Source organism: Telluria mixta (genome assembly GCF_029223865.1).
GTDB classification, from domain to species: Bacteria; Pseudomonadota; Gammaproteobacteria; order Burkholderiales; family Burkholderiaceae_D; genus Telluria; species Telluria mixta.
In genome coordinates this window covers 1,135,704-1,157,846 of the sequence record NZ_CP119520.1, presented here as the reverse complement: position 1 = coordinate 1,157,846, position 22,143 = coordinate 1,135,704, and the positions used below count along the sequence as shown (strand labels likewise).

The window sequence follows — 22,143 nt, the reverse complement described above, 5'->3', positions numbered from 1 at the left end:
TGTTGCAGAAACAGCGAGGGGTTGACGAGTTAAGCGAAACACTGCATAATCTCACTTCTCTGCTGCTGACGAACAAAACGATTCGCAAACGCAGCAAGGCAGTACCGAATACGAAGCTCTTTAACAATAAACAGTCGATAAGTGTGGGCGTTTGATGAAGTGCCAGCAGTCGCGTAAGCGGCTGCTGAATGCTTAAATTATCAAATGTTCACACAAAAGAAATACGTTGCTCAGCAATGAGTAACGGTCAGTATTTTGAGTGAGCGATCTGCTGAGAAATCAGCAAAAACAGGAATTAAACTGAAGAGTTTGATCCTGGCTCAGATTGAACGCTGGCGGCATGCTTTACACATGCAAGTCGAACGGCAGCGCGGGGCAACCTGGCGGCGAGTGGCGAACGGGTGAGTAATATATCGGAACGTACCCAAGAGTGGGGGATAACGTAGCGAAAGTTACGCTAATACCGCATACGATCTATGGATGAAAGTGGGGGATCGCAAGACCTCATGCTCCTGGAGCGGCCGATATCTGATTAGCTAGTTGGTGAGGTAAAGGCTCACCAAGGCGACGATCAGTAGCTGGTCTGAGAGGACGACCAGCCACACTGGGACTGAGACACGGCCCAGACTCCTACGGGAGGCAGCAGTGGGGAATTTTGGACAATGGGCGCAAGCCTGATCCAGCAATGCCGCGTGAGTGAAGAAGGCCTTCGGGTTGTAAAGCTCTTTTGTCAGGGAAGAAACGGCTCCGGCTAATATCTGGGGCTAATGACGGTACCTGAAGAATAAGCACCGGCTAACTACGTGCCAGCAGCCGCGGTAATACGTAGGGTGCAAGCGTTAATCGGAATTACTGGGCGTAAAGCGTGCGCAGGCGGTTTTGTAAGTCTGTCGTGAAAGCCCCGGGCTTAACCTGGGAATTGCGATGGAGACTGCAAGGCTTGAATCTGGCAGAGGGGGTAGAATTCCACGTGTAGCAGTGAAATGCGTAGAGATGTGGAGGAACACCGATGGCGAAGGCAGCCCCCTGGGTCAAGATTGACGCTCATGCACGAAAGCGTGGGGAGCAAACAGGATTAGATACCCTGGTAGTCCACGCCCTAAACGATGTCTACTAGTTGTCGGGTCTTAATTGACTTGGTAACGCAGCTAACGCGTGAAGTAGACCGCCTGGGGAGTACGGTCGCAAGATTAAAACTCAAAGGAATTGACGGGGACCCGCACAAGCGGTGGATGATGTGGATTAATTCGATGCAACGCGAAAAACCTTACCTACCCTTGACATGTCAGGAACCTCCGAGAGATTGGAGGGTGCCCGAAAGGGAGCCTGAACACAGGTGCTGCATGGCTGTCGTCAGCTCGTGTCGTGAGATGTTGGGTTAAGTCCCGCAACGAGCGCAACCCTTGTCATTAGTTGCTACGCAAGAGCACTCTAATGAGACTGCCGGTGACAAACCGGAGGAAGGTGGGGATGACGTCAAGTCCTCATGGCCCTTATGGGTAGGGCTTCACACGTCATACAATGGTACATACAGAGGGCCGCCAACCCGCGAGGGGGAGCTAATCCCAGAAAGTGTATCGTAGTCCGGATCGCAGTCTGCAACTCGACTGCGTGAAGTTGGAATCGCTAGTAATCGCGGATCAGCATGCCGCGGTGAATACGTTCCCGGGTCTTGTACACACCGCCCGTCACACCATGGGAGCGGGTTTTACCAGAAGTAGGTAGCTTAACCGCAAGGAGGGCGCTTACCACGGTAGGATTCGTGACTGGGGTGAAGTCGTAACAAGGTAGCCGTATCGGAAGGTGCGGCTGGATCACCTCCTTTCTAGAGTGGCACGGGAGCTTACGCTCCATCATCAAGCGCCCACGCTTATCGGCTGTTATAAAGTTAAACGAGAACAGTTCGGGTCTGTAGCTCAGTCGGTTAGAGCACCGTGTTGATAACGCGGGGGTCGTTGGTTCGAATCCAACCAGACCCACCAGTTACCAAAATGGGGGATTAGCTCAGCTGGGAGAGCACCTGCTTTGCAAGCAGGGGGTCGTCGGTTCGATCCCGTCATCCTCCACCAAAAGTTCAAACGTAAGCTCGGTAGTTTAGGTTTGATCTTTTAGAGATCACTGTTTTCTCGTTCTTTAACAATCTGGAAGAAGTAAAGTTTTCTTTAAGCGTGTAGCTAACGAAAGTTAGATGCACACTTAGGGTAGTAATCTGTATGTATCAACAAACAAAGTAAGCTGAATCCTTGTTGCTATGACGCTCCCTTCTCGTCTTTCCTCCGGAAAGACTGCAGGGGCCAACGTTATAGGGACAAGCGAATAAGTGCACATGGTGGATGCCTTGGCGATTACAGGCGATGAAGGACGTAGTAGCTTGCGATAAGCTGCGGGGAGTGAGCAAACACACTTTGATCCGCAGATTTCCGAATGGGGAAACCCGGCCTTTTAGGTCATTGCATACTGAATACATAGGTATGCAAAGCGAACGCGGCGAACTGAAACATCTAAGTAGCTGCAGGAAAAGAAATCAACCGAGATTCCCAAAGTAGTGGCGAGCGAAATGGGATGAGCCTTGTACGTGATAGTCGGACTGATAGTGGAATCCTTTGGAAACAGGAGCCATAGCGGGTGATAGCCCCGTACACGAAATCAGACCGGTGGTACTAAGCGTACGACAAGTAGGGCGGGACACGAGAAATCCTGTCTGAATATGGGGGGACCATCCTCCAAGGCTAAATACTCGTAATCGACCGATAGTGAACCAGTACCGTGAGGGAAAGGCGAAAAGAACCCCGGGAGGGGAGTGAAATAGATCCTGAAACCGTGTGCATACAAACAGTCGGAGCCTCTTCGTGGGGTGACGGCGTACCTTTTGTATAATGGGTCAGCGACTTACATTCAGTGGCGAGGTTAACCGAATAGGGGAGCCGTAGAGAAATCGAGTCCGAACAGGGCGACAGTCGCTGGGTGTAGACCCGAAACCAGGTGATCTACCCATGGCCAGGATGAAGGTGCGGTAACACGCCCTGGAGGTCCGAACCCACTAATGTTGAAAAATTAGGGGATGAGCTGTGGGTAGGGGTGAAAGGCTAAACAAACCTGGAAATAGCTGGTTCTCTCCGAAAACTATTTAGGTAGTGCCTCAAGTATCACCATCGGGGGTAGAGCACTGTTATGGCTAGGGGGTCATTGCGACTTACCAAACCATTGCAAACTCCGAATACCGATGAGTGCGAGCTTGGGAGACAGACGTCGGGTGCTAACGTCCGGCGTCAAGAGGGAAACAACCCAGACCGCCAGCTAAGGTCCCAAAGATTGGCTAAGTGGAAAACGAAGTGGGAAGGCTAAAACAGTCAGGATGTTGGCTTAGAAGCAGCCATCATTTAAAGAAAGCGTAATAGCTCACTGATCGAGTCGTCCTGCGCGGAAGATGTAACGGGGCTAAGCCAGTCACCGAAGCTGCGGATATGTTTCTTAGTATTTATACTTTGATCCATATGGTAGGAGAGCGTTCCGTAAGCCTGAGAAGGTGTCTTGTAAAGGATGCTGGAGGTATCGGAAGTGCGAATGCTGACATGAGTAGCGATAAAGAGGGTGAAAAGCCCTCTCGCCGAAAGCCCAAGGTTTCCTGTTCAACGTTCATCGGAGCAGGGTGAGTCGGCCCCTAAGGCGAGGCAGAGATGCGTAGCTGATGGGAAGCAGGTTAATATTCCTGCACCGTCGTATGATGCGATGGGGGGACGGATCGCGGAAGGTTGTCCAGCTGTTGGAATAGCTGGTTTTTGACTCATAGAAGGCGCTTAGGCAAATCCGGGCGCGTAATTCAAGGGGTCGAGACGTGTGCCCTTGTGGCACGAAGCAATCGGAAGTGGTTCCAAGAAAAGCCTCTAAGCTTCAGTCATACGAGACCGTACCGCAAACCGACACAGGTGGGCGAGATGAGTATTCTAAGGCGCTTGAGAGAACTCGGGAGAAGGAACTCGGCAAATTGGTACCGTAACTTCGGGATAAGGTACGCCCCGGTAGCTTGACTGCTTTACTGCAGAAGGGTGAAAGGGTTGCAATAAACTGGTGGCTGCGACTGTTTAATAAAAACACAGCACTCTGCAAACACGAAAGTGGACGTATAGGGTGTGACGCCTGCCCGGTGCTGGAAGATTAAATGATGGGGTGCAAGCTCTTGATTGAAGTCCCAGTAAACGGCGGCCGTAACTATAACGGTCCTAAGGTAGCGAAATTCCTTGTCGGGTAAGTTCCGACCTGCACGAATGGCGTAACGATGGCCACACTGTCTCCTCCCGAGACTCAGCGAAGTTGAAATGTTTGTGATGATGCAATCTACCCGCGGCTAGACGGAAAGACCCCATGAACCTTTACTGTAGCTTTGCATTGGACTTTGAACCAATCTGTGTAGGATAGGTGGGAGGCTTTGAAGCGGGGACGCCAGTTCTCGTGGAGCCAACCTTGAAATACCACCCTGGTTCGTTTGAGGTTCTAACCTTGGCCCGTGATCCGGGTCGGGGACAGTGCATGGTAGGCAGTTTGACTGGGGCGGTCTCCTCCTAAAGTGTAACGGAGGAGTTCGAAGGTACGCTAGGTACGGTCGGACATCGTGCTAATAGTGCAATGGCATAAGCGTGCTTAACTGCGAGACCGACAAGTCGAGCAGGTACGAAAGTAGGACATAGTGATCCGGTGGTTCTGTATGGAAGGGCCATCGCTCAACGGATAAAAGGTACTCTGGGGATAACAGGCTGATTCCTCCCAAGAGTTCATATCGACGGGGGAGTTTGGCACCTCGATGTCGGCTCATCACATCCTGGGGCTGTAGCCGGTCCCAAGGGTATGGCTGTTCGCCATTTAAAGTGGTACGTGAGCTGGGTTTAAAACGTCGTGAGACAGTTTGGTCCCTATCTGCCGTGGGCGTTGGAAATTTGAAGGGGGCTGCTCCTAGTACGAGAGGACCGGAGTGGACGAACCTCTGGTGTACCGGTTGTCACGCCAGTGGCATTGCCGGGTAGCTAAGTTCGGAAGAGATAACCGCTGAAAGCATCTAAGCGGGAAACTCGCCTTGAGATGAGATTTCCCGGAGCCTTGAGCTCCTTGAAGGGTCGTTCGAGACCAGGACGTTGATAGGTCAGGTGTGGAAGTGCAGTAATGCATTAAGCTAACTGATACTAATTGCCCGTACGGCTTGTCCCTATAACCTTGGCAGTCATTGCCAACGCAAGGGTTCAGCTGTTTGTTGAGACAACAGATTACGAAAACTGCTTCTTCCGGATTCAGAGTGACGCACGCATAAGCTGCGGCACTCGTACAAGTTATGCCTGATGACCATAGCAAGTCTGTACCACCCCTTCCCATCCCGAACAGGACCGTGAAAAGACTCTGCGCCGATGATAGTGCTGCAACCAGTGTGAAAGTAGGTTATCGTCAGGCTAGTTATTAAGAAAAGCCCGCTCAGTATGCACTGAGCGGGCTTTTTGCTTTTTCAGGCACCACCTGCAACCAGTAGCAAAATTGCCCTGGAAACGAAAATTTTTGCATCGTCATATAAAAAACTGCAGCGCTGTTACGCTTTCATGCCCGGCGGCGCTAAGCTTTCCTGACGAGACACCTGATGTAAGCAAGATGCAAAATTTCTATAAAAAAGCGCTGTATGCGCTCATTCTGCTGCTGGTCGCGGACGCGTTGATCGCCTGCCTGTGCGTGTACCAAAGTTATCCATCCGCCGCGCTGATGCCGCCGGGAGGCGGGGGCCTGTACTGGCGCACGGTCACGAAGACGGACGCGCCAGAAGGCGGTACCTCGACCATACGCGTCATCGAGACCGCCCAGCGATCGCTCCGTTTCGACTTCCGGCTCACGCGGGCGACGGCGTATCCATTCGTCTCGGCCGACATGTTGTTCGAGGACGGCGAGGGGAATGCCGTGCCGGTGGATTTGACGAGGTTCGACACCATCACGTTCACCGCCAAGTGCAAGCCGATGAATGCCTTGATATTCGCCCTGCCGACCTTCGACGCGACCATTTCGAAGCCCGGCGACTACCTGACCTATCCATCACCGCTCACGTTTTTCTCCTGCAATGAGCAGGGCACTCGCGTATCGCTGGACCTGACGCGGCTGACCATCCCGCAATGGTGGTACGACAGGATGCACCTCGATTTGTCGCATCAGTCTTATCAACTGAACCAGGTGGCGAAATTCGTATTCGGCGTCAGCCAGCAGAGTCCGCGCGATCAAGACAGCCGCGTGGAAATCAGCCAGGTGACGCTGCATGGCCGCGACTATCGCTATCTCGTCGCACTGGCCGTCATCCTCGTGAGCAGCTGGTGTGCGTTCGCGTTCTGGTTTTTCCGGGCCCATGCGCGGGAACTGTCTGCCAGCCTGGACGCCAAGCTCAGGAAGGACTTGCCGCTCGTCGCCTATCGCCAGCTGACGCTCGAACCGTTCAAGGACAAGGAAAAGGCGGCCGTCCTGCGTTTCATCGCGACGAATTACACGAATCCCGACCTGGACCTGGACAGCGTCGTCGCGGGAACGGGCGCCAACCGCAACAAGGTCAATGAAGTACTGAAGGCGGAACTCGGCATGACGTTCACGGCCTATCTGAAAAAACTGCGGCTGACGGAATCGGCCAGGCTGCTCACCGAGACGCCCGCCGTGACCGTCGCCGAAGTCGCGTACTCCGTCGGTTATGCCAACGTCTCGTATTTCAACAAGCTGTTCAAGGAAGAATACGGCTGCACGCCCAAGGTCTTCAAGACCGTGGCGAGCACCGCATCGCAGGAGCAGCACGACTCATAACAAATCCTGCATTTTTCGCCAAATCTTCCGCATTGGCGTTAATGAGACGCGGCTGGGCACCTTTATTCTTTTGTGGTCGAGAAACTTTCAAAGATCCAAAATGAAACTTATTGCACAGATCGCCTTTGCCCTGGCCACGCTGGCCGGCCCTGCCACGCTTCCGCTCGCTGCACCCGTAGGCTGGCCCGGCCCCGGACAATTGTTTGTGGGTACTTGCTACCAGCCCGTCGACCGCACGCCCGCCCAGATCCAGCGCGACATCGCCCTGATGAAGGAAGCCGGCTTCAACGTCGTCCGGATGGGCGACCTGTCCTGGGATTACTTCGAGCCCGAAGAAGGCAAGTTCAAGTTCGCCGAATTCGACCGCATCGTGGACGCGATGCAGGCGAACGGCATCAAGGTGATCGTCGACATTCCGGGCACGCCGGCTCCGCTGTGGCTGCATCGCAAATACCCCGGCGTGAACCTCGTCAACGCACAGGGCGCGACTGTGCAGCCGGCCGAACGCTATATGCTCGACATCAGCGACCCCGATTACCGCCGCCACGCCGTCCGTCTCGCCGAGAAGCTGACGCAGCGCTACGGCAAGCATCCGGCCGTGCTCGCGATCGGCTTCGACAACGAGATCGGCAACACGTTCATGTCATATTCGAAGGCCGACCGTACGCGCTTCGTCGCCTGGCTCAAACGCAAATACGGCACGCTGGATGCGCTGAACCAGGCGTGGGCTACGCAACGCTGGGCGCGCCATCTGTCGTCGTGGGACGAAGTGGAACTGCCGTATGCGGACGGTCCCGGCCCGGCGGAGCGCAACCTCGACCTGCGCCGCTTCTGGTCCGACAACACGATCGCCGTGCTGAAGGACCTCGAAGCCGTCCGCGTGAAGTATGCGCCGGACAAGCCGGCGATCTCGAACCTGTGGGACAGCGCGGGGCGAAAAGGCTTCGATTATCTGTCGACGTATCGCCAGTACGCGCATTACGGTGCGATGGGCTTTTATCCGGGCGAGCCGGTGGGGTCCGGCTTTGAAGCATTGATGATGAAGGCTGGCCTGGACACGCCCATCTGGTTCAACGAGTTCACGGCGGGTGGCGGCGGCTACTACGGGACGAAAGGGCGCTCGCGCATGTGGGCTCACTTCGGCTTGCTGCTCGGCGCACAGTCGGTGATGGCATGGACGTACAATTCCCACCTCGGCGGCGAGGAACAGATGATAATGGGTCTTCTCGATCACGACAGCAAGCCGTCGTGGAAGCTGTGGGAATTCGGCACGATCGCCCGTGAATTCAAGACGCTGCAGGCGCTGGGCTTCCCGCGCCATACCGAACCGCAGATCGCGTTCGCGTATTCGTTCGACAGCCGCAACGCCTCGACGCCGCCGGGCCCGTCGAACACGATGCGCCAGTACTTCACGATCCCGTACATGGACCAGCTTCACAACGCGTTCGCGCCGGTCTTCAACGATAACATCGACACAGCGGTCATCCACGTGGGCCATGATGATTTGCGGCGCTACAAGATGGTCGTGGTGGCGGCCGACCTCGTGATGGACCGCGCGAGTGCCGACGCGCTGCGCCGCTACGTACAGGACGGCGGCACGGTCGTGATGACGGCCTTCTCGGCGAAGGTGAGCGAGACGGGCCAGGTGTTCGACACGCCGCTGCCGGGCCGCCTCAGCGACGTGTTCGGCCTGCGCACCAGCGAGTACTACAACGCCGACGCGCCGCTCGACGTCGGCTTCGACGGCAAGACCGTGACGACGACCACGAAGTTCTACGAAGTGCTGGAGCCGTCCACCGCGAAGGTCGTCGCGCGCCTGACCAACGTGCCGGATTCTCCGCCCGCCATCACCGAAAACCGCTACGGCAAGGGCAGGGCGATCTACGTCGCCATGGCCGCGCAGCGTCCCGTGATGCAGGCCCTGTACCGCCGCCTGTACGGCGAGCTTGGCATCAAGCGGGGGCCCGCGACGCCCGAAGGCGTCTATGCCCGCGAGGTGGATGGCCGCACGCTGTACGTCAACACGACGACGCAGCCGCAGGAGGTGAAGTTCGACGGCGCCGCCACCGGCGTGCTCGGTGGCCAGGCGTGGAATGGCACGCTGCGGCTCGCGCCCTTCGGTGCGGAGCTCCTGCGTAAATAAGCCCTTATGCCGCTGCCGCTGCCGCTGCCGCCGCACGCTGCGCGTTGTCCCACAGCCTGTCGTGCAGCGGCATCAGGATCACGTTACACACCGGCTCCAGCAGCGCCGCCATGCCGCCGAACGCCACCGACCCGGTGGCGAGGTACAGCACGAGGAAGGCGATCACGGCGTGCATCGCCGCTTGGCTGATCTTCTCGAGGCTGACCAGCAGATAGCGGCGCCGCCCGCTGGCCGCATGCACCCCGCGCGCCCACGCCCGTTCGTGGAACGGCAGCAGCAGCACGTTCAGCACGGGTTCGACCAGCACGGCGAGCCCGCCGAGCGCGATCGACCCCGTGAACGCATAAGCGATCGCGAAACCGATCGCCATGTGCGTGATGACCTGACTGCCTTTGCGTGCCGCTGCCATGTGAATCTCCTGTGGACCTGTTGCTGCAAATGATATCGATTCTCATCTGAGCAGGCCAATCGGATGATTCGAAGCCGTCGATAGACGGCCTCTATGGTCAGGGCTTGAAGTTCCAGTCGTTGCGCGCGATGGTGCCGCTGCAGGTGGCCGGCGTACTGAACTCGCGGTTGCCGGATGCCGTCGCCTGGTTGCTCTCCCACGTCGCCGTCGACCCATTCCACTTCACGTACTTGTACTGGACGGCCGTATTCGGCGGCAGCGACACGGTCCCGGTCCACGGCACGTTCGCGCCGCTGCCCTGGATCGTCAACGCGAAGCCGCTCGCCGGCGCCCACGACCCGAGCGTGGTCACGCTGCCGACCACGCGCAGGTTCTGGCCGACGACCGTGTTCGCATTCGCGATCGTGAAGCTGACCGCGCACGTCGTCGATGCGCCCGGCGTCGTCACCGGCAGGGCGCTGCCGGCTGCGGAGACGTTCCCCGCCGCGTCGAATGCCTGCACCGCGTACGAATAGGATGTGCTGGCGGCCACGGTGGTGTCGGTGTAGCCGGTGCCGGTCACGCTTGCCACGCGGACGCCGTCGCGCAAGACCGTGTAGCCGGTCACGCCCACGTTGTCCGTCGCAGCATCCCACGCGAGGGCGACCGAGTTGGCGGCGACGGCCGTCGCGCGCAGGTTCGCGGGCGATGCCGGCGCCGTCGTGTCGGGCGTGCACGGGCTGGAACCCGTCGTGACCGCGCCGCCGTTCACGGCCGAGATGCCCGTGCCGAGCGCGTAGTTGGCGCCGCCGTGGTTGTCCCACGTGCCCGCGTTGTTGTTGAAGACCGCCTGCAGGCCGGTCGCGCTGCCGAGATTCAGCACCGACGACATCCAGCCGCTGCACGCCGCCTGCATCGCCACGCCCGGCGCCGTCGTCCACGTGCCGCCATTCGGTGCGTAATGGATGTTCGCCGTGCTCCAGCCCGACGGCAGTTTGTAGTAGACGTTGGCGACGTTGCCGGCGGCCGTCGTGACCTGGCGTGCGGCCGATGCGCCCGATGCGTTCCCCGCCGCGTCCTTCGCGACGATGGTGTACACATAGGTCGTCGAGGGCACGAGGCCGCTGTCCGGGAACGCGGTCGACGTGACGACGCCGGCCTGCGCGCCGTTGCGGTAGACGACGTACTGCGTCACGCCGTAGTTGTCCGTCGATGCCGCCCAGGTGAGCGCGATGGACGTCGGCGTCACCGTGCCGGCCGCGGGCTGGCCCGGTGCCGTGGGCGCGATCGTGTCGGCCGCTTTCGTCGTGACGCTCGTGACGGCGGACTGCGCCGACATGTTCGCCGCCGCATCCTGCGCCGTCACGCTGTACGAATACAGGGTCGACGGTGCGAGGCCGCTGTCGGTGTACGTCGTCGACGCTGTCGTGCCGACGGCGGTGCCGTTGCGGTACACGGTGTAGCCGGTGACGCCCACATTGTCGGTGGCGGCCGGCCAGGTCAGCGTCACCGAGCGGTCGGTCAGCTGCGACGCGACGATCGTGCCCGGTGTGCCTGGTGCTTCCTTGTCGACGACAAGGAACGGATACACGCCCGCCACCTTGCCGTTGACGTCTTCCACGAAGCCGGAGCCGGTCGACGACGCCGAGTACGTGCCGGCGCCGACGAACACCTGCTGGATGTCGCTGCGCGTCACGTTGCCGCGGCTGTCCGTCATCTCGACGTAGTAATCGAGCAGCTGGTTGCGGAAGCCCGACAGGTAGACGTAGTACAGGTCGCCGATCTCCTGCGCGGGCAGGACCTGCAGGGTGTCGCGCGTGCCGGGGATCCAGTCGACGCCGTTGATGTCCGGCTGCAGGTCGCGCGCCTTCATCGGGAAGCTCTGCCAGGCGCCCACTTTCGATGGGGTGATCGCCAGGCCCGGCGTGCCCGCAAGTGCGGCCGGATCGTAGACTTTATAGGTGTCGTCGTTTGCGTCGATGTTGTTCGATGCATGCACGCGCACCTTCGCGACGGCATTCGTGATGCCTGACACGTCGTAGCCATAGGTGTACACGGCGAAGTCGCTGCTGTAGTGCTGGACGGTCCAGCCCTCGGCCTTGGACGCGTTCACGGAACCGGGATTGTACGGATAGCGCTGCGGCCACCACACGGACGGGCCGGTGCGGTCCTGCGCGGCATTCGCCTGCACGTACGGCTTCGAGAAGGCCAGCGAGTTGTTGAAGGCCAGCGTCGGCTTGACGTCGTCGTCCTTGTTCTCGTCGTAGTAGCCGAAGCCCGAATCCATCGCGGGCAGCAGGAAATACCAGCCCAGTTCCGCCGGGTTCGCGCCGCCTGCGTAGTCCTTCGCGGCGTCGCCCTTGACGGGGAAGGACATCATCCACGGGTTCAGCTGGTTGCCGGTATAGGTCACCTGCTTGTCTGCGGCGGTCGTGGGCGACCAGTGGTTCGGGTGACCGTCGAGCCAGATCTGCTCGGCCGTCTTCGCATAGTTGAGCGCCGCCTGCAGCAGCGCGAAGTTCCGTTCCAGGTAGTGCCAACCGTATTCGAACGACACGGTCGCGCCTTCCTGCACGCCTTTCAGGTTGGTCTTCGGCGCGAGGCCCATGCCCTTGACGCGGTTGAAGTCGGCGAACTGTCCCTTCCAGATCAGGAACGGCAGATGCCAGTGGTACCAGGTCGGATCGGACGAGGAGTCGCGCGTGTCGACCCAGGAGCCGTCCTGCACGTGCTGCACGTCGCCCGCCGGGATTGGATTCGCGCGCAGGTATTCGTCGATGCCGAGGCAGTAGCCGCTGCCGGCACACGTCGTGTTGTAGCCCGCCTGCCACGTGGACAGCGACCCGGCGCGGCCGCTCGAGTTGTCGCCGTCGTGCGCGATCACGTAGAACTGGCGCGGCTCGAGTGCGGCGTAGGGCGCGATCTCGTCGACCGTCGTCGCGCCCTCCCAGCCTTCCAGCCACGAACCGTTCTGGCTGACCGGCACGCCCGCGATCTGCGTCACCGCGCCCGTGGCCGGGTCGACGTGGCGCACCCAGTGCGGTGTGGACGCGAACGGGAATTTGTTCACGATGACCTGCTGCTCGTGCGCCATCTGCGCGGCCACCCAGCTGCCCGTCGTCGACGTGTTGCGCAGGTCCGCGCGGTTCGGCGGCGACGTCAGCGTGTCGCCGTTCGCGTCGTAGGTCGCGTACGGATAATCCTTCAACGTGCGCGAATAATGGTTGTTGCCGAGGACGGACCACTGGACGCCCAGCTTCGCCAGGGTCGGGATCAGGCGTTCCGAAAAGCCCAGCTCCGTCGGGAAGTAGCCCTTCGACGAGACGAAGTTCCCGCCCAGGAAATACGACTGCGCGAGTGTCGTGTTCTGGAACAGCAGGTCTTTCAGGAAGTAGTCGGCGCCGACCAGGGGACCCATCGAGTGGTGGCCCGTGAAGTGGATCGTGTCCAGCGTGCGGAAGTTGTTCTGCGTGCGCAGCGCGGCCACGGTGTTCGACCACGGCTGGCCCCACGACGGGTTGGTGTAGCCGGGGACGTTCTGCAGGGTCTCCAGGCTCTGCACGTTGTTGACGACGGCGCCGGACATCGTCACGTGGACTTGTCCGCGGCCGCCGGACCACGACTGCAGCTCGTTCGCGACCTGGATCGGCCAGTACTGGTAAGCCCCCGTCTTCGCGTCCGGCGTGTAGTAGGACACGAGGTCGTCGTGCGGCATGATCCCGCCGCCCAGCGCGGCCGGCAGGTAGTAGCGGTAGCCGGAGGGCGGATTGCTTTTCAGGTTGATGACCTCGCCGTCGGCCATGTACCGGACCGGCGCGCCGACCGGGGTGGCGTCGTATTTCGCCGCCGGGTCGACCGCGTAAAAGGGCCAGAAATTCGGCATGTGGTTGTGGTACACGTGGGCCGCGGGGATGGGGCCGGCGTGCGCCGCCGGCAGTATGGACGCAACGAGGCTGGCCACGCAGAGCGCAGCCGGGGTCTTCCGGAAATGCATGAAGGTCTCCAGTCGGATCGCGCTTGCTGGACAAGCCGGCGGGCCCCAAGCGCCCCGGGCACCGCCGGCCGACACGCGGGGCGTGTCAGGTAGCGGGATCGCTGGAGGGGGAAGGATGTCGTGCGTCGTGCGCGACCGGATGGATGCAGCAAAGTGCCATGATGTCCCCTCGTGCCCGGGCGGGCGAATAGTATTTTTACTACTTATGAGGGTGAAATGTACGGTTTACTGCTGGTTAAGTCAACAATGTTTCGTAGTTAAATTACATGCGTCACAGAGTTTTGATTTTTATCAAGTTCCATCAGCCGGTCGAGCAGCGGCGAGGCGGCATCCGCGATCCGGTCCAGGCTCGCCTCGCGCAGCGCGGCCGTGTCGACGACGTGCGCGCTGTGCAGCCCGGCCCAGCGCAGCAGCGCTGCGCAGGCGTCGGCATGGTCGAACAGCCCGTGCAGATAGGTGCCCAGCACCTGGCCGTCGTCCGAGCAGGCGCCTTCCGGCCGGCCGTCGATCTCGAACGCGGGCCGGGACAACGCATCGCCCGTCGAGACGCCCATGTGGATCTCGTAGCCGGCGACCGCCGCCTCCAGCGCATCGGGCGCGAACACGCAGCGGCCGGTCACCTGCGCGAGGCGCTTTTGGCGCGTCAGCGTCGTGCCCAGGTCCAGCAGGCCGAGGCCTTTGGAGTGGCCTGGTGTACCTTCCACGCCGTGCGGATCGTCGACGCAGGCCCCCAGCATCTGGAAGCCGCCGCAGATACCGATCACCTTGCCGCCGTAGCGCAGGTGGCGACGGATGCGCTCCGGCCAGCCCTGCGCGTGCAGCCACGCGAGGTCGCCGCGGGTGTTCTTGCTGCCTGGGAGGATGATGAGGTCCGCATCCGGTACCGGCTCGCCTTCGCGCACGAAGCGCAGGTCCACGTCGGGATGGACGCGCAGCGCATCGAAATCCGTGTGGTTGCTCATGCGCGGATAGCTGGGCACCACCACGCGGAAACTGCCCGTGCCCGGCGTGACGGCCTGCACGGCATCTTCCGCATCGAGATACAGCCCGTGCAGATAGGGCAGCACGGCCAGTACTGGCTTGCCCGTCTGCTCTTCCAGCCAGTCCAGGCCCGGTTCGAGCAGCTTGATGTCGCCGCGGAAGCGGTTGATGACGAAACCCTTGATGCGCGCCCGCTCGCTGTCCGACAGGCAGGCGAGCGTGCCGACGATGTGGGCGAACACGCCGCCGCGGTCGATGTCCGCGACGAGGATCACCGGACAGTCGACCGCTTCCGCGAAGCCCATGTTGGCGATGTCGCGGTCGCGCAGATTGATCTCGGCCGGGCTGCCGGCGCCTTCCACGATCACGGCGTCGTACTGCGCGCGCAGCCGCGCATGCGATTCCAGCACGGCCTGCATCGCCACCGTCTTGTACTGGTGGTAGTCGCGCGCGTTCATCTCGGCGCGCACGCGGCCGTGGATGACGACCTGCGCGCCGGTGTCGCTCGACGGTTTCAGCAGCACCGGGTTCATGTCCGTATGCGGCGCCAGGCCGGCCGCGATGGCCTGCAGTGCCTGCGCGCGGCCGATCTCGCCGCCGTCGCTCGTGACGGCGCTGTTCAGGGCCATGTTCTGCGGCTTGAACGGCGCCACGCGCACGCCGCGCCGGACCAGCAGCCGGCACAGTGCGGCGACGAGCGTGCTCTTGCCGGCGTCCGACGTCGTGCCCTGCACCATCAGGGTGGGGTAGGAAAAGCGCGTCATTTGCTGCGATGGCTGCGCGCCAGTTCGAGCTTCTCGCACAACTGCGCGGCACCGGCGATCATGCGCGGGCCGGAGCGGTTGAGCAGGTTGCCGTCGATGGTGAACAGGTTGTCGTTGCGGACGGCGGTGAGTGTCCCGTAGGGCTTCCAGAGGCTCACGCCGCCGTAGTTCTTTTCCGCGGTGGCGAAGATCGCTTCCGGATTCTCCTGCAGCACGGCTTCGACCGACACGACGGGTGCCGTCACGGGCAGCTTGTCGAAGATGTTCTCGCCGCCGCACAGGCGCAGCGCGTCGCTGACAATGTGGCGGCCGTTCAGCGTGTACAGGGGCTTGTCCCACACCTGGTAAAAACTGCGCACGACGGGGCGCTTCGCATAACGGGTGCGCAGGTCGGCGATCCTGCCGCGCAGGCTGGCCGCGGCCGGGCCGGCGACGGCCTCGGTCCCCATCAACTGGCCGAGCTTCTGCACGTTGTCCGCGATGTCTTCCAGCTTCTGCGGCTCGCTGTGGAACATCGGGATGCCGAGTTTCTGCACCATCTCGATCTGGCGTTCGGAACTGCCGTGGCGCCAGACGACCACCAGGTCGGGTTTCAGCGCCATGATCCGTTCCAGGTCGACTTCGCGGTTCGAGCCGATCTGCTGGATCTTTTTCGCTTCCTCGGGAAAGTCGCTGTACGAGACGACGCCCACGACATGGCTGCCGCCGCCCGCCGCGAACAGCAGCTCGGTGACGTGGGGCGCCAGCGAGATCACGCGCTGGGCCGGTTTCGCGACGGTGACGGTGGCGCCGGCGTCGTCCTTGACGCTGACGGCGGCCTGCGCCTGCAGGCTGGCCGCGAGCAGGAGCGCGGCTGCGATGATCGATGGTTTCATGTGTCGTTCCATTCCCGGAGTGCTTGTTCGATGCGGCGCCATGCGGATTCGTTCCCCGGCAGGCCGACGCGGATGCCGCGTGCCGCGCCGGGGAACAACCGCACCCAGATCGCGCGCCGCGCCATGTGTTCATGAAAGGCCTCGGCGCGCGGCTCCGCCCACCAGTGGAACAGCGGCGTGCCGTGGGCGTCGATGCCATAGTCAGCCAGCAGCGCGTGCATGCGGGCGCCGTCGCGCGCGAGGCGGGTCTGCGTGGCCTGTTGCCAGCCGTGGTCGCGCAGGGCCGCGATCGCGATCTCCTGCGCCGGACCGCTGACGGCCCAGGGCCCGAGCAGGTCATCCAGCGCCGCGAGGAGAGTCGTCTCCGCGCCGACGAAGCCCAGCCGCAAGCCGGCCAGGCCGAAGAACTTGCCGACGGAGCGCAGCACGACGAGACCGGGCCGGCCGGCGTGGGTGGAAACGCTGAGGGCACGCGCCGTGTCGCCGAACGCTTCGTCCACGACGAGCCAGCCGCCGCGTGCAGCGAGTCGCTCCGCCCACGCCAGCAACTGGTCCGGCGCGACCGTGGCGCCCGTCGGATTGTTCGGATTGATGACGACGACCACGTCGCTGCCGTCCACGGCATCGTCGAGCGCAGCGTAGGCGACCTGGCGCATGACGTGGCCATGGCGGCCCCAGTGATGCGCGTGTTCCGCATACGACGGCGCGGACACCGTCACGCGCGCCGGCCCGGCCAGTTCGGCGCGCAGGCGCGGCAGGGCCTGGATCGCGGCCTGCGTGCCCGCCACCGGCAGCAACTGCGGTGCGCCGTAGTACTCGCATGCCGCACGCAGGAGGTGCGGATCCCGTTCTGGCAGGCGGTGCCACGCATCCGGTGCCGGCGCGGGCGCCGGATAGCCGTGCGGATTGATGCCCGTGGAGAGGTCGATCCAGTCCGTGCCGCCGTAGCGCTGCTGCGCCGCGCGCAGGTTGCCGCCGTGTTCAAGCATGGACCACCCCATCCAGTGCGAAGAGCGCGATGCCGGCGACGAGGACCCACAGCAGGGTCGTGCGCCACACGAGGCGCCAGGCACGCAGGATGTCGTCCGCGCATGCGTCGGGACCGGTGCCGAGCGGGGGCCGCTGTTCCGTCACGCCGTCATACACGGCCGCGCCGCCCAGCCGCACGCCCAGTGCGCCCGCGCCGCTGGCCATCACAGGGCCCGCGTTCGGGCTGCTCCACGCGCGTGCCTGCGCGCGCCAGCAGCGCCAGGCGCGCAGCCGTCCCCGTTCCGCCAGCAGCACGTACGACAGGGCGGTGAGGCGCGCCGGCACATAGTTCAGCACATCGTCGATGCGTGCGGCCACCCGGCCGAACAGGTTGAAGCGCGCATTGCGGTAGCCCCACATGGCGTCCAGCGTGTTTGCGAGGCGGAACAGCACGACACCGGCGCCGCCGCCGACGAGGAACCAGAACAGCGTGCCGAACACGGCGTCGTTGCCGTTTTCGAGCAGCGATTCGGCGCCGGCCTTGGCGAGGTCGGATTCATTCGCCTGTTCGGTGTCGCGGCTGACGATGCGCGAGGTCAGCCCGCGCGCCGCATCGAGATCGCCGCGCACGAGCGCCGCATGGATCGGCAACGTGTGGTCGCGCAGGCTGCGCAGGCCGATGCCAAGGTATAGCAGCAGCGCGTGGACGGCCGCGCCGGCATATTTGCAGGCGAGCCACGCCAGCGCGCACAACGGCAGCACGGCGAGCATCCACGCGAGCAGCCCGCCGGCGATGCGCGAACGCCCCGCGTTGAGCCGGCGCTCCAGCGCGGACGCCAGCCGGCCGAAGCCGACGAGCGGATGCCAGCGCCGCGCCTCGCCCAGCAACAGGTCGAGCAGCACGCCGGCGACGAGCGCCAGCGCGAGCGTCGACGGCGCCAGCCCGCTCAGCATGGCGCGCCTTTCAGTACGAGCGGCAGGCCGGCCGCGACGAACAGCACACGGTCGCAACGGGCGGCCACGTCCTGGTTCAGGCGGCCCGCTTCGTCCACGAATGCACGCGACACGGCGCCGTAGGGCACGATGCCCATCCCGGTTTCGTTCGATACGAACACGACGTCCCCAGCGGGTGTCGAATCCAACCAGTCGAGCAGCGCGGCACGTTCCTCGACGAACAGCGGCGGCAGGTCGATGGGGCCGACCTCCGGAAATTCCCGCTGCGCGGAGAACATCAGGTTCGTGAGCCACAATGTCAGGCAGTCGACGAGTACGATGCGGTCCGGCGCACACAAGATCCGCAACGTGGCCGCCAGCGCCGTCGGCTCTTCCACTGTCTTCCACTCGGCCGGCCGGCGCGCGCGATGATGTTCGATCCGCGCCGACATCTCGGCGTCGCCCGCATACGACGTCGCGACATACACGACGTCCTTGCCGGATTCGCGTGCAAGCCGTTCGGCCAGCCCGCTCTTGCCGGACCGCGCGCCGCCGAGGAGGAGGGCGCGGCTCATTCCAGCTCTCCCTGCAGCAGGCTCGCGACGGCGGCCGGGTTGGAAGCAAAGAACGCATGGAAGTACGACGCCGTCAGCGAACCGATGCGGTAGACGGCTTCACCCTGGGCGCCGGACGGATGTTTCACCGTCCACGCCACGGGCGCGAGCGGCGTCTCCAGGCGCGAATAGTGGAAGGTGTGGCCGCGCATCTGCCCGGCGTTCGTTGCCAGGCCCTGCGATCCCAGTCCCGCGAGGCGTGGCTGCATCAGCACGCGGCCCGGCAGCAGGCCGGCCATCGGCCAGTCGCGGCCTTCCTTGTCCGCGAGCGACTCGGCCAGCACCATCATGCCGCCGCATTCCGCGAGGATCGGCAGGCCGGACGCATGCGCCGCGCGGATCGATTCTTGCCAGCGCGCGGCCAGCGCCAGCGCTTCCCCGTGCAGTTCCGGGTAGCCGCCCGGCAGGTAGACGGCGTCGGCATCCTCGGGCACCGGCTCGTCCGCCAGCGGCGAGAACCACGTGACGCGCGCGCCCAGCGCTTCCAGCGTGTCGACGTTGGCCGGATACAGGAAGCAGAAGGCGGCGTCGCGCGCGATCGCCACCGTGAGTCCGGCCAGCAGCGGCGCGACCGCTTCTTCCGGTAACGCCTCGTCCGGGAGCTGCGGCGCCAGGGCGTTCCATTGCGCCTCGTCCAGCTGCAACTGGTCGGCCAGTTCGTCGAGGATCGCGTCGATGTCGGCGACTTCGCCCGGCACGACGAGGCCGAGATGGCGTTCCGGCAGCCTGCGCGCCTGCTTCGGCAGGGTCGCGAGCAGCGGGATGTCGCGCAGCGACGCGGCGACCATGCGCGCGTGACCCTCGCTCGCGACACGGTTGGCGACGACGCCCGCCATGCGCACGGGCCCGTAGTCGCGCAGGCCCAGCACCACGGCGCCGGCCGTCTGCGCCATCGCCGACGCATCGATCACGGCCAGCACGGGCAGGTCGAATGCGCGCGCGAGATCGGCCGCGGACGGATCGCCGTCGTACAGGCCCATCACGCCTTCGACCAGCACGACGTCCGCTTCACGCGCGGCGCGGGCCAGGCGCTGGCGGCTCTGTTCCAGTCCGACCATCCACAGGTCGAGCGTGTGCACCTTCGCGCGGCTCGCCTGTTCGAGGACCATCGGATCGATGAAGTCCGGGCCGCATTTGAACACGTGCACGCGCTGACCCATGCGGCGCAGCCGGCGCGCCAGCGCGGCCGTCACCGTCGTCTTGCCCTGGCCGGACGCGATGGCCGCGACCAGCAGCATGCGGGCGCCGGCGGTCATCACCACTCCGTCCCGGCCTGCGCCGCGATGCCGGCCTTGAACGCGTGCTTGACGACGTTCATTTCGGTCACGGTGTCCGCCACGGCGATGAGTTCCGGCGGCGCCGCGCGGCCCGTCACGACGACGTGCTGCATGTCCGGGCGGTCGAGCAGGTCGGCGATCACCGTGTGCACGTCCAGGTAGCGATACTTCAGCGCGATATTCAGTTCGTCGAGCACGACGAGGCCGTAGGCGGGATCTGTGAGGAAGCGGCGCGCCTGTTCCCACGCTTCCTCGGCCTTGGCGATGTCGCGCTCGCGGTTCTGCGTCTCCCACGTATAGCCTTCGCCCATCGCATGGAAACTGACGTCGTCGGGGAAGCGGCGCAGGAACGTCTCTTCGCCGGTGGACATCGCGCCCTTGATGAACTGGACGACGCCGACCTTCATGCCGTGGCCCAGCGCGCGCGCGACCATGCCGAACGCGCTCGAGCTCTTGCCCTTACCGTTGCCGGTATTGACGATGATGATGCCGATCTTCTTGTCGGCCGCGGCGATCTTGGCGTCGATGACCGCCTTCTTGCGTTCCATGCGCGCGCGGTGGCGCTCGTTCAGTTCCGCGGTTTGTTCCGGGGTCAGGTCAGTCATGAGGGGTCTCCAGGGGAATAAAAATGCGGCGGCCCTTGTTCTCGATCGCGTCGATCGGGTGGCCGAGATAGCTGCTCAGCAGCGGTGCCTGCAGCGCGTCGTCGACGGTGCCGGCATGCCAGCTGCCGTCGCCCATCAGCAGCAGGGCGTGGGTGGAGATACTGTGTGCCAGGTTCAGGTCGTGGCCGATCATCACGATGGTCTTGCCGCTTTGCCGGCACAGGCGCGACAGCAGCGACATCGTGCGCACCTGGTGCGCCAGGTCGAGCGCGTTCGCCGGCTCGTCGAGCAACAGCAGCGGCGTGTCCTGCGCGAGCAGCGCGGCGATGGCCGCGCGCTGGCGCTCGCCGCCGGACAGGGTGCGCACGTCGCGCGCGGCGAGATGATCGACTTCCATCGCCGCGAGGGCATTCACGGCCGCGTGGTGGTCGTCGCTCTGTTCCCAGTAATGGTTCGCGTGGTAAGGATGGCGCGCGGACAGCACGGTTTCCATCACGCTGTACGCGAACGCGTCGCTGCGCGACTGCGGCAGGTACGCCCGTTCGCGCGCCAGCGCTTCCAGCGGCCAGGCGGACAGCGGGCGGTCGTGCAGCGCGACGGTGCCGGCGTCGGGCGCGCGCAGGCCGGCCACGGTGCGCAGCAAGGTGCTCTTGCCGGCGCCGTTGCGGCCGATGATGGACCAGCATTCGCCGGCGCGCACATCCCAGTCCAGACCGTGCACGAGCACGCGGTCGCCGGCGCGCAGTTCCAGTTGTCGGGTCGCGATCATCATTTGTGCATGCGGTGCAGTTGATACAGGAAGACCGGCGCGCCGATCAGCGCCGTGATGGCGCCGACGGGCAGTTGGGTCGGCGCGACGACCGTGCGCGCGACCGTATCGCACAGCACGAGCAGGCTGCCGCCGCCCAGCACGGCGGCCGGGATGAGTACGCGGTGGTCCGGGCCGAACGCGAACCGGCACGCGTGCGGTACGATCAGGCCGACGAAGCCGATGGCGCCGGCGCTCGTCACCGCGCTCGCTGTCAGCACGGCCGACACAAAGAACAGGCCCTTGCGCACGGTGCCGACGCGCACGCCCAGCGTGGCGGCGGCCTCCGCGTGCAACGCGAGCATGTTCATCGCCCGCGCGTTGCGCAGCGCGTACGCGAGCGCCGCGCCCAGCACGACCCAGGGCAGGATGCGCAGCGGCGCGCCGGCCAGGTCGCCGATCATCCAGAACACCATGCTGCGCAGGCGCCCTTCCGGCGCAATCGACAGCATCAGCGTGACGAGCGCCATGCTGGCCGCCTGCAGGATCGTGCCCGTCAGCAGCAGCATCGACGTACCGCCTTCCGCCGCTACCCCGCTGCGCATGTCGCGCCGCGCCAGCAGGTACAGCAGCAGGGCAACCGTCACCGCGCCGGCCATCGCCGCGCCGTCCACGGTGGCGGCCGCGCACATCATCAGCAGCGCGAACAGCGCGCCGACCGACGCGCCGGCCGAGATGCCGAGCACGTACGGATCGGCGAGTGGATTGCGCAGCAGCGCCTGCATCATGACGCCGGCCAGCGCGAGCGCGCCGCCGGTGACGAAGGCCATCAGCGCGCGGCCGGCGCGCAGCTCGACGAGCGACGCGGCCAGCGATTCCGGCCGGCCGCGCAGCACCTGCGCCACCGCATCCGGCAGCTCGGCCGGCGCGACCGCAATCGATCCGCTCATGCCCGCGACGAGCAGGCTGGCGACCGCCACGCACAGCAGCGTGACGATGATCGGAATGGCGCGCTGGCGCAGTGGCGGTGGTACTGGGTGCATGG

Annotated in this window: 13 protein-coding genes, 2 tRNA genes and 3 rRNA genes; 7 read left to right on the top strand and 11 right to left on the bottom strand. The window is 63.5% G+C overall.

Features of this window, described 5'->3' with window-relative positions; genetic code table 11:
• Positions 1–297: 297 nt before the first annotated feature.
• The 7 genes from P0M04_RS05125 to P0M04_RS05095 all read left to right on the top strand — a co-directional run bounded on the left by P0M04_RS05125 (position 298) and on the right by P0M04_RS05095 (position 8,950).
• Positions 298–1,825: ribosomal RNA gene (locus tag P0M04_RS05125) — 16S ribosomal RNA — on the top strand.
• Between the two features lie 80 nt (positions 1,826–1,905).
• A tRNA-Ile gene (locus tag P0M04_RS05120) sits at positions 1,906–1,982 on the top strand.
• Positions 1,983–1,993: 11 nt separating this feature from the next.
• A tRNA-Ala gene (locus P0M04_RS05115) sits at positions 1,994–2,069 on the top strand.
• 237 nt (positions 2,070–2,306) lie between these two features.
• Positions 2,307–5,199: ribosomal RNA gene (locus P0M04_RS05110) — 23S ribosomal RNA — on the top strand.
• A 124-nt stretch (positions 5,200–5,323) separates the two neighbouring features.
• A 5S ribosomal RNA gene (gene rrf / locus P0M04_RS05105) occupies positions 5,324–5,436 on the top strand.
• Together the 16S, 23S and 5S rRNA genes with 2 tRNA genes alongside form the textbook arrangement of a ribosomal RNA operon.
• A 192-nt stretch (positions 5,437–5,628) precedes the next feature.
• Entirely contained in the window at positions 5,629–6,807 is a 1,179-nt protein-coding gene (locus P0M04_RS05100) for a helix-turn-helix domain-containing protein (RefSeq protein WP_259452911.1), read from the top strand.
• A 100-nt stretch (positions 6,808–6,907) separates the two neighbouring features.
• The gene (locus P0M04_RS05095) at positions 6,908–8,950 is read left to right on the top strand and encodes a beta-galactosidase (protein WP_259452912.1); all 2,043 of its coding nucleotides are present in this window, start codon (positions 6,908–6,910) and stop codon (positions 8,948–8,950) included.
• Between the two features lie 4 nt (positions 8,951–8,954).
• Here the strand turns inward: P0M04_RS05095 and P0M04_RS05090 are convergent, their stop codons facing one another.
• From P0M04_RS05090 to P0M04_RS05040, 11 genes are all read right to left on the bottom strand, one after another.
• Complete coding sequence (locus P0M04_RS05090; protein WP_259452913.1) at positions 8,955–9,359, bottom strand: DUF2061 domain-containing protein; 405 nt, start codon at positions 9,357–9,359, stop codon at positions 8,955–8,957.
• A gap of 97 nt (positions 9,360–9,456) precedes the next feature.
• A complete protein-coding gene (locus tag P0M04_RS05085; RefSeq protein ID WP_259452914.1) occupies positions 9,457–13,332 on the bottom strand; it encodes a carbohydrate binding domain-containing protein in 3,876 nt (1,291 codons plus the stop codon).
• Between the two features lie 257 nt (positions 13,333–13,589).
• Positions 13,590–15,077, bottom strand: coding sequence for a cobyric acid synthase (locus P0M04_RS05080; protein ID WP_259452915.1), 1,488 nt, complete (start codon positions 15,075–15,077; stop codon positions 13,590–13,592).
• Positions 15,074–15,952: a cobalamin-binding protein gene (locus tag P0M04_RS05075; protein WP_259452916.1), complete on the bottom strand. Its 879-nt coding sequence runs from the start codon at positions 15,950–15,952 to the stop codon at positions 15,074–15,076. Before P0M04_RS05075 ends, P0M04_RS05080 begins: the two co-directional genes overlap by 4 nt.
• Positions 15,949–16,941 carry a threonine-phosphate decarboxylase CobD gene (gene cobD / locus P0M04_RS05070; protein ID WP_259452917.1) on the bottom strand — a complete coding sequence of 331 codons (993 nt, stop codon included), beginning with the start codon at positions 16,939–16,941 and terminating at the stop codon, positions 15,949–15,951. Before cobD ends, P0M04_RS05075 begins: the two co-directional genes overlap by 4 nt.
• On the bottom strand, positions 16,934–17,875 hold the full coding sequence (gene cbiB, locus P0M04_RS05065) for an adenosylcobinamide-phosphate synthase CbiB (protein WP_259452918.1): 942 nt from the start codon (positions 17,873–17,875) through the stop codon (positions 16,934–16,936). Before cbiB ends, cobD begins: the two co-directional genes overlap by 8 nt.
• Positions 17,869–18,429: a bifunctional adenosylcobinamide kinase/adenosylcobinamide-phosphate guanylyltransferase gene (gene cobU, locus P0M04_RS05060; RefSeq protein WP_259452919.1), complete on the bottom strand. Its 561-nt coding sequence runs from the start codon at positions 18,427–18,429 to the stop codon at positions 17,869–17,871. Before cobU ends, cbiB begins: the two co-directional genes overlap by 7 nt.
• Positions 18,426–19,724: a cobyrinic acid a,c-diamide synthase CobB gene (locus P0M04_RS05055; RefSeq protein ID WP_259452920.1), complete on the bottom strand. Its 1,299-nt coding sequence runs from the start codon at positions 19,722–19,724 to the stop codon at positions 18,426–18,428. Before P0M04_RS05055 ends, cobU begins: the two co-directional genes overlap by 4 nt.
• On the bottom strand, positions 19,724–20,350 hold the full coding sequence (gene cobO / locus P0M04_RS05050; RefSeq protein WP_259452921.1) for a cob(I)yrinic acid a,c-diamide adenosyltransferase: 627 nt from the start codon (positions 20,348–20,350) through the stop codon (positions 19,724–19,726). The genes P0M04_RS05055 and cobO overlap by 1 nt, the downstream gene beginning before the upstream one ends.
• Complete coding sequence (locus P0M04_RS05045) at positions 20,343–21,119, bottom strand: ABC transporter ATP-binding protein (RefSeq protein WP_259452927.1); 777 nt, start codon at positions 21,117–21,119, stop codon at positions 20,343–20,345. The genes cobO and P0M04_RS05045 overlap by 8 nt, the downstream gene beginning before the upstream one ends.
• Positions 21,119–22,141, bottom strand: a complete 1,023-nt coding sequence (locus tag P0M04_RS05040; RefSeq protein ID WP_259452922.1) for a FecCD family ABC transporter permease — start codon at positions 22,139–22,141, stop codon at positions 21,119–21,121. The genes P0M04_RS05045 and P0M04_RS05040 overlap by 1 nt, the downstream gene beginning before the upstream one ends.
• Positions 22,142–22,143 lie beyond the last annotated feature (2 nt).

Bases quoted from the DNA above. Each gene is read 5' to 3' on its own strand.
- P0M04_RS05100 (WP_259452911.1), top strand. From the start codon at position 5,629: ATGCAAAATTTCTATAAAAAAGCGCTGTATGCGCTCATTCTGCTGCTG.
- P0M04_RS05095 (WP_259452912.1), top strand. From the start codon at position 6,908: ATGAAACTTATTGCACAGATCGCCTTTGCCCTGGCCACGCTGGCCGGC.
- P0M04_RS05090 (WP_259452913.1), bottom strand. From the start codon at position 9,359: ATGGCAGCGGCACGCAAAGGCAGTCAGGTCATCACGCACATGGCGATC.
- P0M04_RS05085 (WP_259452914.1), bottom strand. From the start codon at position 13,332: ATGCATTTCCGGAAGACCCCGGCTGCGCTCTGCGTGGCCAGCCTCGTT.
- P0M04_RS05080 (WP_259452915.1), bottom strand. From the start codon at position 15,077: ATGACGCGCTTTTCCTACCCCACCCTGATGGTGCAGGGCACGACGTCG.
- P0M04_RS05075 (WP_259452916.1), bottom strand. From the start codon at position 15,952: ATGAAACCATCGATCATCGCAGCCGCGCTCCTGCTCGCGGCCAGCCTG.
- cobD (WP_259452917.1), bottom strand. From the start codon at position 16,941: ATGCTTGAACACGGCGGCAACCTGCGCGCGGCGCAGCAGCGCTACGGC.
- cbiB (WP_259452918.1), bottom strand. From the start codon at position 17,875: ATGCTGAGCGGGCTGGCGCCGTCGACGCTCGCGCTGGCGCTCGTCGCC.
- cobU (WP_259452919.1), bottom strand. From the start codon at position 18,429: ATGAGCCGCGCCCTCCTCCTCGGCGGCGCGCGGTCCGGCAAGAGCGGG.
- P0M04_RS05055 (WP_259452920.1), bottom strand. From the start codon at position 19,724: ATGACCGCCGGCGCCCGCATGCTGCTGGTCGCGGCCATCGCGTCCGGC.
- cobO (WP_259452921.1), bottom strand. From the start codon at position 20,350: ATGACTGACCTGACCCCGGAACAAACCGCGGAACTGAACGAGCGCCAC.
- P0M04_RS05045 (WP_259452927.1), bottom strand. From the start codon at position 21,119: ATGATCGCGACCCGACAACTGGAACTGCGCGCCGGCGACCGCGTGCTC.
- P0M04_RS05040 (WP_259452922.1), bottom strand. From the start codon at position 22,141: ATGCACCCAGTACCACCGCCACTGCGCCAGCGCGCCATTCCGATCATC.